The sequence below is a fragment of the uncultured Coprobacter sp. genome (genome assembly GCF_947855755.1).
Lineage (GTDB): Bacteria > Bacteroidota > Bacteroidia > Bacteroidales > Coprobacteraceae > Coprobacter.
On record NZ_CANUAR010000004.1, the window covers coordinates 38,107 to 52,367 of the forward strand.

Below are 14,261 nucleotides of genomic sequence, written 5' to 3' on the forward strand. Positions count from 1 at the left end.
TTAATTCCATTATAAAAGACCTTTTAAATAGCTTTGTAATCGTAGAAATTCGATTTCAAAATTAGGTGTAAATATTTGCTTCCCTATATTTTGTTCAATTTCGTCAATGCTCCAAAAACGACCGGTTTCTACTTCGTCTTTATCGGGAACTATCAGTCCGTCATATATAGTGCGGTAAGAATATACCATTTCCTTTTCTATCTCAGATTCAAAGATATATGAAAACGAGAAAGTCGGAGAGAAATCCGTGATGCCCAGTTCTTCCCGAGTCTCACGAAACAAAGCGTCTTCAATACTCTCACCGTAATCAACGTGTCCTCCGACTGCGGTATCCCATTTCCCCGGTTGAATATCTTTGTTCATAGCTCTTTTCTGGAGATATAGATTCCCGCATTTATTAAAAATCTGTAAATGAATTACCGGATGCAACAGTTTACTTCCGTTATGACATTCTTTACGAGTCGCTTTCCCTATTGTATAGCCCTGTTCGTCTATTATCGGAAATAGTTCCGTAGAATTATTCTTCATTTCGTTCTGTATTATATTTTTCTACAACCTTTTGAAGTCCCTCAGTCGAAATATCCGGTGGGCAATCAGAAAAATTAATTCTGAATGTACAGCCGTTTTTCCAGTTAGAACATCCGTATGCAGATTTACCTTTTAGTATTTTCCCTTGCTTGCATATAGGACAAGTTATTTCATTTATTTCCGATTCAAGCCTTTGATCCTTTATTTCTTTTTTTGTCGGATTCGCATTTTTGCTTTTCTTTTTCGTATCTGTTTTTTTCGCTTTATCCGTTTCTTTTTTTTCCGTATCTTGAATAGTAATGCTTCTATTGACAGAGTCATTTCTGACGTGGTTAACGATTTGAGTAACCATTATTTTAAGTTCGTCTAAAAAGTTTTTGGCATTATATTCGCTACGCTCTATTTTTCTTAGTTTATTTTCCCATATACCTGTCAATTCGGCTGACTTTAACAGTTCGTCCTGTATTGTTTGTATCAATTCTATACCGGTGGATGTAGGAATGAGATTTTTACGCTCTTTTCGGATATAATTCCGTTTAAAAAGTGTTTCTATTATTGCTGCACGAGTGGATGGTCTTCCTATACCGTTTTCTTTCAGTGCATCGCGTAATTCATCATCATCTACTAATTTCCCTGCAGTCTCCATTGCTCTTAGCAAGGTAGCTTCGGTATATAATTTGGGGGGCTGTGTCCATTTCTCTGTTAAAGATGGCTCATGCGGACCGCTCTCTCCTTTTATAAAATCGGGTAAAACTCTTTCTTCTTCATTTTCTTTTTCCGGATCTTTATCTTTTTCGAAAACAATCCTCCAGCCGGGTTCTATAACTTGTTTCCCTGTTGTTTTGAATTCGACATTATTGACTTTTCCCAAAACAGTTGTCGTTGCGATTTTACAATCCGGATAAAATACTGCGATAAAACGGCGAGCGACTAAATCATATACCTTCCGTTCATTATCCGTAAGATTATTCGGTCGTACATTCGTCGGAATAATTGCGTGATGATCTGTCACTTTTGAGTTGTCAAAAACTTTTTTAGGTTTGGGCAGTTTCCCTTTTTGTAAAGAGGTTATTAACGGTTCATAAATCGAATTAGAGGCTACAGCTTGCAGTATTCCGGGAACTTTAGGATAAATATCGTCACTTAAAAATGTCGTATCTACACGAGGATAGGTCGTTACTTTCTTTTCATATAAAGATTGTATCAATTTGAGTGTATCTTCTGCCGAAAATGCAAATTTCTTATTGCATTCTACTTGTAGAGATGTCAAATCAAAAAGTCGGGGAGGAGCTTCTTTCCCTTGTTTTTTGGAAACATCGGTTACTTCAAACGGGATTCCCAGAACTTCTTGCAAGAAAGTCTCTCCTTCTTCTTCCGTCTGAAAACGGCCTTTCGTAACAGAAAAGACGGTTTCTCTATATATTGTTTTGAGTTCCCAATAGGGTTGCGACACAAAATTATCAATTTCGAGCTGACGGTTGACGATCAAAGCTAAAGTCGGAGTCTGTACACGTCCTATTGATAAAACTTGTTTATTCTGACCATATTTTAATGTATATAAACGGGTGGCGTTCATTCCCAATAACCAGTCTCCGATAGCTCTTGATAGTCCGGCTTCATATAAAGTATTGAAATCTTCTTGTTTTTTCAAATTTTCAAAACCTTCCCGTATAGACTCTTCGGTAAGAGAGGATATCCATAGCCTATATACCGGACATTTGCAGCCGGCTTTTTGCATTACCCAACGTTGTATAAGTTCTCCTTCTTGTCCTGCATCACCGCAATTGATAACAGCCTCAGCTTTGGACATGAGAGTTTCGATAATACCGAATTGTTTCTCAATGCCTTTATCCTGAATCAGCTTTATCCCGAATCGTTGAGGTATCATCGGAAGACTCCATAAGGACCACGATTTCCATTGTGGAGCGTATTCGTGAGGCTCTTTCAATGTACAAAGATGACCGAATGTCCACGTAACCTGATATCCGTTCCCTTCATAATATCCGTCATGTCTGGTTTTTGCTCCTACGATGTCGGCAATTTCTTTTGCGACACTCGGTTTCTCGGCAATACAAACTTTCATTCGTTTACTGATTCGATTTTCTTTACAAATGTAAGATTTTAATTTTAATGCAGAAAAGAGCTTTCGTCGATAATCTTATATTATATTTGTAAATCATTTGATGAAGAATGATTATGCAAAGAATAAGCTTCAAGAAATTTAATTCGGTCGGTTATTTTTGTTTAGGGGCATCAGCAGTTTATTGCCTGATATTTATCATTTATTCGTTTTATTGGTTGATTTCTCCTTATCCGAACGAATACCGGGAGTTTGCTAATATTGACATTACCCGTATGTTTCTTGAAGGAAAGAATCCGTATGATACGGTTAATATACCTCCTTTTTTTTATGTCTATGGATTTGTCGTGCCGTTATTGACATCTTGGTTATATTCCCTTATTAGTTTTATTCATATAGATCTGTTGTTGTTTCAACGTCTTATCGCTTTATTCGGCACTATACTATGCGGTTGGATATCAGCGAAGGAGGTAAAAAATCAGACAAACTCGATTGTGTATGCCTTTCTTACATTTTCGATAACTTTGATTGTCGGATGGAGCATGGGACTTTGTGTAGCCTTACCTAATACGTTAGGAGTTTTTGTTATGTTATTGACCTTATACAAAGCTAAAAGAATAAAAACTATCACAGATATTTGCGGGGTATCATTTCTAACCATATTGTCATTTTTTATAAAACAGTATTTTGTAATTGTCTGTGTGCCTGTATTTATATGGTTGTTATTCCGATCTAAAAAACAGGCTTTATATTATGTCTTGTTTTCGATTTTTGGTTTCATTTGTGCGGCAAGTTTTATAAACTATTTATATCCTGCTTTTTTTTCGATAGCCATTGTTCATCATTTAGCTATCGCATCACATAGTTTGTCTCATTTGATAAAGCAATTGGCTGTAACCGGATTGTTTTATTTTCCGTTGCTTTTACTTTTTTTGCTGGTAGTGTATAATCGGTATAAGAATATATCCGGGAAGATCATAATATCTTTTAATTTAGGGAAAGATCGGAATAGTCCATTAATAAAGTTGTCCGAAATGCCCGATATTTATGCTATATCCGTTTGTGTATATTTTATCGTTATACTTCGATTGGGAATGCATGAGGGAGCATATATGACTTATATTTACCAATTGTTTATACCGGTTTTAGCTATTTATACGCTATCCCATATTGATATATTGAAAAAAGATAAATTAAAGAATGTTGTTCTTATAGGAACTGTTTTATTTTCGTTATACCATATCGGTCTTTTTATTAATATTCCGAGAGAGATGAATGATCGGGAAAAATCTGAATGGGAAAGTCTTTATAAGATTTTAGATACAGACAAAACTAAAGGTGTGCAGATATATTCCCCGTTATTAGCAAAATATGCATGGGATAATCAACTCCCTGTTTGGAACAACGGACAAACGGAATATATTTCTACTTTACAGAATAGTAGTGCTATAAGTCATATTTTCCCGGAAGCGAATAAAATAGCATTGAAGAATAAAGACTGGCAGCTGCAACTCCATCAACAGATTTCGACTTTTCAAATACCTGTCATTATTACGGATAATCTTTCGTTTTTGAACTCTTCTTTTTTAAAACAGGCCGGATATTGCATAACAGACTCCGTTTCATTGAAAGCCGGAACTACTCCAAATTACACCGTTTATCGTTGGATACCGTGTCGGGTACGAAATTGATGTTGATTTCGTTCATTAATTGCTTTAAGAAAGGTTGTTCTATGTAGAATGTATATGTGTCGAATTCTTTCGATGTTAATTTCCTTTTCATTGCATTCAAACGAGGAATAAATTTTCTGGTATATAATAAATCGAGAGTGATTCCCGGATTCAGACCTAATTGACTCGTATATATATCGTATGTTTTTTGTGTATTCAGTTTTTCTCTTATTAATATTTGTTCTGATGCGTATTTATGGTTGAATTCATACATTCTGGATGCAAAATTTTTAAAGTTTACAGTATCGCTTAGGTTCTTTAAATTCATAGAAAAAACGATTAGCTCTTTCTCATCCGGAGTTAATTTCACTCCGATATTCGCAAAAGAATCGATGAGGTCTGAAGATGAAATTTTTCGAGTGGCAAGAAGAGGATTCGACAGCTCTAACCTGTTGATGAATAATTTATAGTCGGCAGCGAGAAGAGAATTTTCGTTATTTAGTGGTAGAGTTTTAAGAAATTGATAATACTCTTGCGGAATTTCTTGGTTCGGAAACTTGCGAATATGATAAGTCTCATAATCAAGCAGCATACGGGCATAGGCGTAATCTGAATTTAGTAAAGCTATTTCTGCAGTCTTGCTTGAGATATTATTTTTTTTCAACCACTCTTTTAGTTTCTCTCGTTGTTGATGATATTCTCTTGTATATTTTTCTTTAAAAAGAATAGGAGATAACGTCAATATATCTGTTGCTAACTCTTGTATATCGTTATGAAATGATGTCCGAATATTTCTAAGCTCATAGTTCGTTTGGGCTAAGTTCCCGTAATATTTTGCATAATTATGTTGTTTTTCGAGGTCTTCTATATTTCTAACAGGTGTAGTAAGATGATCCATTTCTGTTTCGACGAATAGGGTATCTCCCGGTTCTATATAAAAATTGATATATCCTTTGGGAAAGAATAACGTTTGTTGTACAGGGTAATATAGCTGCAATGTTGTTGTAAAGTTTCCAAGACTATCGATATTTACGGGAATTGTTCTCTGTTCTTTAGTTATTACGTTATCTAAATAAATCGATCCGTTTCCGAATTGAAGTCTTGGATGATAGCCGTTGATATGGCCTTTTAATACAGCAATATTCTTTTTTAAGATTACTGTATCCTGCTGTGAAATATTTTTATGAAATAATGCCGTTTGGATTGTATCTTTATCAGAAGATACGGAAGCGTCTTGTAAGTTTATATTGATGATTCGTATAGGGAAATCTTCCGACCTTTCACATAAATCTATTGTTTTTATTCCTTTAGGTAGAGCCGGAAAATCTATACTGATATTGGCTTTTCCTTGTTCCGATACTTGGAATTTACGGTTAAAATCAGTTCCATCTATCTCGATAGCTTTCCATTCTCGCTTATCTGCCGGAGAGATGATATATAAGTCGGAATGGATGATCATCCATTGGCCGGGAATATGATTGCACGTGGCATAAATACGGGTTAAATCATCCCTTATTTCTATGCTGTCTATACTGAAAGTTGTCGTATTCCTCGCTTCAAAAGACGGCTCTCTGATAATTTTTGCTATACCGGGAACAAATTGAGTAAATAAGAACAGAAGTGTAATAATGGTGATGCGCATAAAAAAAATGTTAGTAATAAATAAAAGCTATTTATTACTAACAATAATATCTCTTATTGGTTCATTCTAAGAGTTTGCCTAAATTTTGCTCGGGTCAGATTTGGAAGTTTCTTTCAGGAAAATAGACCAGAAGAAAATGCGAAGATGACCTGATAATATTTTTTGCATCGGAAAATTTAGACTGGCTCTTAAAAAGGTTATTTTATTTTCTCAAATTGGTATATATAGATAATATCTTTTACATCATTTCCTTTACGAGTACTTTTTAATATATCGGTAAATTTATATTTGTCGGAATATTTACCGGCAATATGAGGATAGTCTTTTTCTCCCACCAACAAATATCCTTCTTCCGGTTGTTCTTTTTCAAATTCGACAACTCTGTTGTCATTATAAAAATTGATAATGAAGAAACGCATCATCGGAGCTCCGACATAGGAATATATTTTCCCTTCAGGAATAAGCTCTTCTACTTGTTGTGCAAAAGGACGCATTGATTTGGCATTAAGTATTGTCGGTAAAATCGTGGCATCTAAAAGGATTTGCAACCAAAAGAATAGTGCTACTACCGAATATAGATAGCGGTTATTTAAAGATAATTCTCGTTTGTTTTTATATACCTGATAAAGAACTATTATTAAAATTACTACACATCCGACACTGACGAAATCCCATGAAGAGTGGAATGCGTTAATGTAGTAGATTATATCTTCTGGAAAGTTACCCGAGTTTGTCAGATACGGCAATATCCATCCGGATTTAAGAACTATGAATATGATAAGCACCAGACTCGTTAAGATAGATAAAAATATGCCGAATGCTCTCCAAACTTTCTGATGTTTTTTTAATAAATAAAGCATATATTCTGCAAGAAAGAATGCGAGAAAAGGATAAATCGGTAATAAATATACAGACCGTTTACTTTTAGGGATACAATAGAAAATGAAAATTACCACGAAGGCAAGGAATGTAAAAAGTTTTATGGAATCTGTGTTTTTGACGGCAGATCTTAATTTGTGCCACCATGTCTTAACGGAAAGATTAGGACAAGAATATTTTAGGGCAAAAAGGGAAATTAGAACTAAGATAGACCAAGGAACGAAACCCGCAATAGTTGTATAGATATAATAAATAATGGGTTGCTCATGGGATTCGTATGACATTTTACCTAAAAATCTTCCGAAATTTTCTTCCATGACCAAATTTATAAATTCACTGCCACCTTGTCGATAGGCTAAATAATACCAAATAGCAGGTAATATGCATGATATCAAGGCTGTAATCAAAAGTTTATAGAAAAGCTTCCAGAAATTTTCGTTTCGTAGCAACAAATATGCTCCGGTAACGACACACGGAAGAATAATTCCGACAGGCCCTTTGGTCAATGTTGCAGCACCCATAAACAGAGTTGCAATTAGGGGAATTCCTCTTAGATTTTTCTCTGTCCATTGGTATAGTTGGAATAGTGCTAATACGATAAACAAAGTCAGTACCATATCAACACGAGAAGCCATAGCTGCCCGATGAATCTCAAATGCAGACAAGAATAGCAAAGATGTCAGAAATGCAAGGTTGTTATTCGTCCTTTTTGCATAAAATAAGAATGTAAACAACGCAATAATAATTGCTGATAAAGCTGACGGAAATCTGGAGGTAAATTCTGTCACTTCTCCTGCAAAAAATGACGTTACGGCGATTGCCCAATGGAACATGGGTGGTTTGTAAGCCATATCTCCGCCATTGTTTTCGGGTAATATCCAATTTCCACTATCTAACATTGAAACAGCAACAATGGCTTCTCGGGGTTCTCCTTTTGTATGAAAATCTGTCAGACCGATAAAAGGGATAAGTGTTAAAAAACTGATTGTTACCAATAGTATTCCGAGCGTCGATTTAGAGTCAAGTTTCATGTTATATATTATTATTTAAACTCTTATTGTTTAGTTTTAAATGTAATAAACTTATTCAATATATAATTGGATATTGTATAAACTATCATTGCCGGAATTTGAGCCCAGTTTGCATTGATCTTGCAATATTCAACTAATGTTCGGAAGCATACGAATTGGATTCCGTAACAGAGTACGAAAATAAGAAAAAAATAGATTGCTTCACGGATAATATTCCCTCCGTTTTTTCGGAACACCCATAATTTGTTCCAAAAAAAACTGTTGATAAGTCCCGCTATATAAGCGATAAGATTAGATATGTACTCGTTTATATCTATCCAATTATACAATATATAAAAAATCGCCAGAGATAATCCTGTATTTATGCATCCGACAATTGCAAATTTTATTAACTGGATAAATGTCTTATCTTTAAAAATGTTGGATTTGTATCGCTCCATGAAATTCTGCTAATTAGATTCATCATCATCCCCATGTAAAACGGGAAGTCCCCAGTGATATTTAACTGCAGCAAAACGAGTAAGTATGACACTTGCTGCGGCAATAGATTGAGTTATTTCATCCGGTAGTTGCAATGTATAGCATCCCCAATAAAATATTCCGCCGACAACGCAGGCTAAAGCGTAAATGTCTTTCCTGAAAATCAGGGGTTCTTCGTTGATGAGTATATCACGAATTATTCCGCCGAAAGCACCGGTTATAGTTCCCATAACTATTGCTACCCAAAACGGATATCCTACGGCTAATGTCTTTTGGATACCAACAACGACAAACAGCGCCAGTCCGATAGAGTCGAAAACGAAAAATGTATTTTGCAGACGGATTAAAAATTTCCCGAAAACGATAACGGCGACAAGAGCAATGCCTGTTACTGTCAGATAGATACTGTTCTGCATCCAGAAAGGGGGAAGGTTTAATAATAAATCACGTAAAGTTCCGCCTCCGATCGCTGTCACTAATCCTACGACATAGGCTCCGAACCAATCAAACTGTTTTGCGGAAGCTAAACGTATGCCGCTTATTGCAAAAGCCAATGTCCCAATGATTTCGATAATGGAAACGAATGTATTCCCCATGATTTTTGAGTTAGATCGTACAAAAATACAAAAAACGCTGGAATAATCAACTGAAATCAGAATAATAGTGTTTATTTATCTGATTATAAGTATATTATGATAAAAATCTTAGAAATGTAAGAAATGGTAATTCTGCAAAGAAACGTAAGGTAATGAAATAGAACGATTGTCTAATCGTTACCATATATAATGGAGTAAGATTTTTCTTTGTGTCGCCACATATTATAGTTCTTTTTTATCTCAATGGATGATAAGGAATTTCGTAGTACGAAAATATTGGATTTTGTGAAGTTTGTTTAAGGTGTTGTTCTATGTGAACGTAAGCAAAGGAGAAAAATGAAATTATTTCCATTATGGAACGAGTGACAACCAACGGTTCAATACCCTAATTCAGTTGTAAACGTACCATTGCAAAAAAACTTTGGGATGAGCCAAAGGTGAGAGTCTTACGAAACGGAGAACCGTAAATTAACGAACTACATCAACAAGATTTTGCATTACTTTCCGTATGTGGAAAAACTGATGACGATGATTAAATAGCTTAGCGAGAAAATGGGTTACAATGACGATTTTATACGAAAGCCGTGTGTTCTCAAGGAAATTCCCGTTACAGGTAAACTCTATTCCAGTAGTGCATAACTAATCGTTCTTGGCTAATGGTGCGGGCTGATCCCGCAAACAAGCTAAAAAGGGACGATTTAATCTTTGAATCGATGACTTCACCTATCTTGATTCAGTGCAAGGAAGATGAGTTTATGAAAGTGTTAGAATTGCCAACAAGCAGAAATCAAAATTGAGGGTTGAAACTCTAAAACACACCTCTAAGTTCGTAATAATTCGCTCGTAGAGTGCTTATTATTACAATTTTTTTACTAATTTTGCAGTTGGATATGAATTACTTTATCCAAGACATATGAGAAAAAGAAGAAGCGTTATGCTTATCTTGTACTTGAAAACGTAGGAAATTTTCAAATTGGATACGAGGATAGCATAGTGGTTCTCACGCTATAGCGTGGGCTGCTATTGTTACATCCGTATCCAAGGTTTCCTACGACCTTCAAGTAAGAGTGTGGCATACAGTTCCACGCTTTTCTTTATAGATTAAAATCCTTTAGGAACTGGAGATTAAAATGTACAGTGTATGAACACAATTAAAAATTGGTTATTAATTATTTGCACTATTCTATTAGTAAATGGGTGTGCACCACTTCGAACACCTGTAATAGTAAGGAATGCTCCTATTGAAATGTATAAATACGCATACATTTCCCCGACAAAGGAATTGACATCAAGCACAGGAGGTACATATGGAGGACAATATGGCATCTATGGCTCTTCAACCACCAAAAGTGTTAATCCGAGTGATGTGATAGCAGGAATACTAATAAAAGAAGGATATATTATATTACCCGAACTCAAATCCGAATTATCTAATGAAACTCTAATCGTCAATTATGGCGAGAGTGGTAGGCGTAATAGAGGTTTAGGTTATACAATAGAAGTAACCATACAATTTAGTTCTGCAAAAACCAATGAAATGATATGCTCTTGTACGGCAGAGGGACAAGGTGAGACAGAGGCAGATGATATTCGTCAAGCCATTAGAAGAGCATTATCAGGTTTATTCCCTGATAAATAAAATCCGTTAATTGTCAAATAATAATATAACATATTATGAAAAAGCTTTTTATATTACTTACTTTAATTATGACTTCTTGCACACTCTCTAACGAGGAAAAAGCAGAGAAATTGGTTAAAGAGACGCTTAAAGACTATCTTTATCACCCAGATTCTTATGAACCAATATCAACAAGAGTTGATAGTATGTTCATTGATGTAACTACTATTGAGCCTATTATGGAAATCAGCGATGAAATCAAAGATTCGATGTCCAAAATAAATAGATGTAAAAGAAAAATTAAATCCGCTGAATCTTCTATGGATATTTGGGTTCCTAATGGTTATTCTTCTCAATACTCTCGTGGAGAGTATGCACGGGCAAAAAAAGAAAAAGAAGAAGCGAAATCTGATTTGGATAAATATATCAAGAAACTTTCAGAACAACTTGCTTCTCTAAAAGAAAATGTTGCTAAATATTACAAAGGAGAATTTACTGGTTGGGTAGTAAGTCATAGATTTAGGAGTCTTAATGGCGCAGGTTCAATGACCATTCCGGGAGAAATGCTTTTCTTTTGCAATGAAGAGTTTACAACTTGTAATGGTTATGAAGTTGATAAGATCGAGAACTTTGCAAAAATTTTGAAAGCTGTAGATGAGGCAACTTCTGATGAAGATATAATGGATTATTTTAAGGACAATAGCTTTTTACTATAATTTCCGTTTTTTATTAGCATAGAAAGTTAGAGTGTTTTTGTTGTACGTTAATTTTTATACAATGTAAGTATTCGCAACTACAAATCTTTTTTCTAATATGCAGTGGGGGTTTATTGGGGTTATTTGTATTATAGCTATTTCAATTGTTGTAATAGCTATGGTACGAACACGCCTCAAAAACAAATCCAAAGAATTATCAGAAAATTTAAATCATATATCTGTTTATAGCGATAAGTCCAGTTACAAGCAAGCCCAAGAGAGATTATCTAAACTAAATAATGTTGTATTTGTGGATATTCCGACAGCCCTAGATAATGGCTTTTATGGTAAGATAATATCGACAACGCAAGAAAAGGATTTCACCAATCATTATATATCATATTTTCAAGAAGCACATTCACTCGTTAAGAAACTTGAAGCTTTCAATATCACTCCATCTGAAACCATTTCCAAATTCATCAATGATTTTGGAGTCATCAATAAACTTGTAAAACAGCATAATGAGGGCGTTATTACATTTTTGCTTGACACTCATAAAGATTTTTTCGACCATTGTCTAAAATATCCATTAGACAAGCAACAAAGACGTTCAATCGTTTCAGAGGAAGATAATTGTTTGGTGGTTAGCAGTGCGGGTAGTGGTAAAACATCTTCTATCATTGGCAAGGTTAAATATCTTACCGAAATCAAAGGTATATCCCCCGAAAGAATTTTGCTTATCAGTTATACAAATAAAGCAGCAGCCGAACTGACAGAGAGAATGGCTACTGATGGTTTGAAAGGTTATACATTTCATAAATTAGCCATTGATATTATCGGAAAAGCGACAGGTATAAAACCCTTTATTTGCGACAATACTGATGCCTTATTCATAGATATTTATCACACTTTATTAGGAAATAAGGCTTTTAAGAATAGTGTAGTAGAATACTTCATTGATTACCAAACTAATGAAGCAGATTGGGAGCAACGCAAGAATGAAAAGCGAGAAAAGTTGTCGGAACAAAAAAATGTTCAACTAAAAGCGATGTTTCCCGATATGGACGGTAGAGCCATATATGTGAGAAGTGAACAGGAGCAAAAGATATGCTTTGTTTTATCATCACTTGGAGTAAAATTCAGATATGAAGAGCCATACGAACATCAATTAGCAGATGAAATGTACTCTCAATATCGCCCCGATTTTTCTATATACTTCGAGCAAAAGGGAGTAACCAAACGGATCTATTTGGAACATTTTGGAGTTGATGAGCATAGTCTTGTCCCTGCTTGGTTTGCAAAAGACAGGAATATAACATACGAAGAAGCCAATCAAAAATATAATGATGGTATAACTTGGAAGAAAGCTGCTCATGAGAAATTTGGCACTCAGCTTTTAGTAACATCAAGTGCTGATTTCCATTATTCTGATATAAGGGATAAACTCCGTAAACTATTAGATGATGCAGGTGTACCAATTCAAGAGAAAACGGATGAAGAGTTATATGATTGGGTTTTGCCCAAAGGTAGTAAGCAGGAAAAGGCATTTATACGACTTGTTGTTACTTTTGTGACATTGGTAAAATCAAGTTGTAAATCAGTTAAGGAGGTTCTTAAACAAGCAAAGAATGCAGATGATGAGCGGAGTGTTTTTATTATCAAGAACATATTTCAACCTATATATGAACTCTATATAAGCGCATTAAGCGATAGTAACCAAATTGATTTTACCGATGCGATTCTTAAAGCCACAGAAATATGTCGTGCTTCACATCCTGTTGAGTATGATTATATCATTGTAGATGAGTTTCAAGACATATCGGTTGACCGTTATAATTTCCTAAAAGTATTGCGAGAGGGAAGCCCGCCTGCAAAGTTGTATTGTGTGGGCGATGATTGGCAGTCCATATATCGTTTTTCGGGAAGTGATATGGCTCTTTTTAATCAGTTTCCCGAATACTTTGGAGCAACAGAGATAAACAAAATTGAAACTACGTACAGATTTGGAGAGCCTTTGGTTTCGTTGTCCTCTCGCTTCATACAGCGCAATAAAGCCCAAATACAAAAGGACATACACTCGTTCAGCCCTGAAATGAAAACAGAGTTGGAGTTCCATGCATACGATAGACGAGATTATTGCAATACGATAGGACAACTTGTGGCTTCTATTCCATTGGATAAATCTATATTTTTGTTAGGGCGTTATTCCTTTGATGATTATTACCTCTCTTTTATGTATCAATCCATTAAAGAGGGCAATAGGTTCTTTTATGTGATAGGAGGACGAAAAATCGAGTTTTTGACCGTACATAAGTCGAAGGGGCTTGAAGCTGATTATGTAATACTCTTACAATGTAATAAGGATACATATGGTTTCCCTTCTCTTGTGAGTGACGATCCTGTGCTTAACTACGTACTCACTAAAAGCGACCAATTCCCATATGGAGAAGAACGCAGATTATTCTATGTTGCAATAACAAGAGCCAAGATAAAAACAGTAGTACTTTACGATAACCGTTTTCCCTCTGTCTTTGTTGATGAGTTTTTACATCCTGAAAAGGTTTCAGAAGAGAGTTATGTTAAACATCCTAATGCTAATAAAAGGTGGACGAGAAGCGCAGACCAATTTCTATTAAAACTACATAGTGAGGGCAAGAGCGTGAAGTATATTGCAGCTAAAATGGGCAGAAGCCAAACTTCAATCGTAATGCGATTGAATAAGCTAAACCAATAGGCTATTTTATTTTTTCTATGATACGGTACATGTATCGGACTATTCTATAACCTTTGTGGTATTAAAAGGCTAACAATGAAGAACTTAGAAATATAAACAGTTGCTATCTCATTACCCAATTTCCAAGTAATCTGATCAACATATTTGTTCTAAGCAAGTTATCTTTCTTGCAGAAATACAAAAAATATTCCTTGAAAAGCTAAAACGGGAATAAGTGTCATAATTTATATTTTCCCGAAATAATTCAAATATGGAGTTTTTGTTTTGGGTAAAATGAAGTATCTTCGTTTGCTGTTTTATAATTGTAT

At 35.0% G+C, this 14,261-nt stretch carries 10 protein-coding genes; 4 read left to right on the forward strand and 6 right to left on the reverse strand.

Features of this window, described 5'->3' with window-relative positions; all coding sequences use genetic code 11:
* Positions 1-9: 9 nt before the first annotated feature.
* Both Q0093_RS03820 and Q0093_RS03825 read right to left on the reverse strand, forming a co-directional pair.
* Positions 10-528, reverse strand: a complete 519-nt coding sequence (locus Q0093_RS03820) for an NUDIX domain-containing protein (protein WP_297928497.1) — start codon at positions 526-528, stop codon at positions 10-12.
* A complete protein-coding gene (locus tag Q0093_RS03825; RefSeq protein WP_297928498.1) occupies positions 518-2,611 on the reverse strand; it encodes a DNA topoisomerase 3 in 2,094 nt (697 codons plus the stop codon). Before Q0093_RS03825 ends, Q0093_RS03820 begins: the two co-directional genes overlap by 11 nt.
* Positions 2,612-2,724: 113 nt before the next feature.
* Between Q0093_RS03825 and Q0093_RS03830 the strand changes: the two genes are divergently transcribed.
* Positions 2,725-4,299, forward strand: a complete 1,575-nt coding sequence (locus Q0093_RS03830; protein WP_297928499.1) for a hypothetical protein — start codon at positions 2,725-2,727, stop codon at positions 4,297-4,299.
* Here the strand turns inward: Q0093_RS03830 and Q0093_RS03835 are convergent.
* The 4 genes from Q0093_RS03835 to Q0093_RS03845 form a co-directional block, all read right to left on the reverse strand.
* On the reverse strand, positions 4,247-5,920 hold the full coding sequence (locus Q0093_RS03835; protein WP_297928500.1) for a hypothetical protein: 1,674 nt from the start codon (positions 5,918-5,920) through the stop codon (positions 4,247-4,249). The genes Q0093_RS03830 and Q0093_RS03835 overlap by 53 nt on opposite strands.
* A 197-nt stretch (positions 5,921-6,117) precedes the next feature.
* On the reverse strand, positions 6,118-7,830 hold the full coding sequence (locus Q0093_RS03840) for a glycosyltransferase family 39 protein (RefSeq protein WP_297928501.1): 1,713 nt from the start codon (positions 7,828-7,830) through the stop codon (positions 6,118-6,120).
* Positions 7,831-7,853: 23 nt separating this feature from the next.
* Complete coding sequence (locus Q0093_RS14835; RefSeq protein WP_009316969.1) at positions 7,854-8,270, reverse strand: GtrA family protein; 417 nt, start codon at positions 8,268-8,270, stop codon at positions 7,854-7,856.
* Between the two features lie 9 nt (positions 8,271-8,279).
* Positions 8,280-8,906 carry a trimeric intracellular cation channel family protein gene (locus tag Q0093_RS03845; RefSeq protein WP_297928502.1) on the reverse strand — a complete coding sequence of 209 codons (627 nt, stop codon included), beginning with the start codon at positions 8,904-8,906 and terminating at the stop codon, positions 8,280-8,282.
* A 1,141-nt stretch (positions 8,907-10,047) separates the two neighbouring features.
* Between Q0093_RS03845 and Q0093_RS03850 the strand changes: the two genes are divergently transcribed.
* The 3 genes from Q0093_RS03850 (at position 10,048) to Q0093_RS03860 (ending at position 13,953) form a co-directional block, all read left to right on the forward strand.
* On the forward strand, positions 10,048-10,545 hold the full coding sequence (locus tag Q0093_RS03850; protein WP_297928503.1) for a hypothetical protein: 498 nt from the start codon (positions 10,048-10,050) through the stop codon (positions 10,543-10,545).
* A gap of 35 nt (positions 10,546-10,580) precedes the next feature.
* On the forward strand, positions 10,581-11,240 hold the full coding sequence (locus Q0093_RS03855; RefSeq protein ID WP_297928504.1) for a hypothetical protein: 660 nt from the start codon (positions 10,581-10,583) through the stop codon (positions 11,238-11,240).
* A gap of 97 nt (positions 11,241-11,337) precedes the next feature.
* Entirely contained in the window at positions 11,338-13,953 is a 2,616-nt protein-coding gene (locus Q0093_RS03860; RefSeq protein ID WP_297928505.1) for a UvrD-helicase domain-containing protein, read from the forward strand.
* Positions 13,954-14,261: the final 308 nt, after the last annotated feature.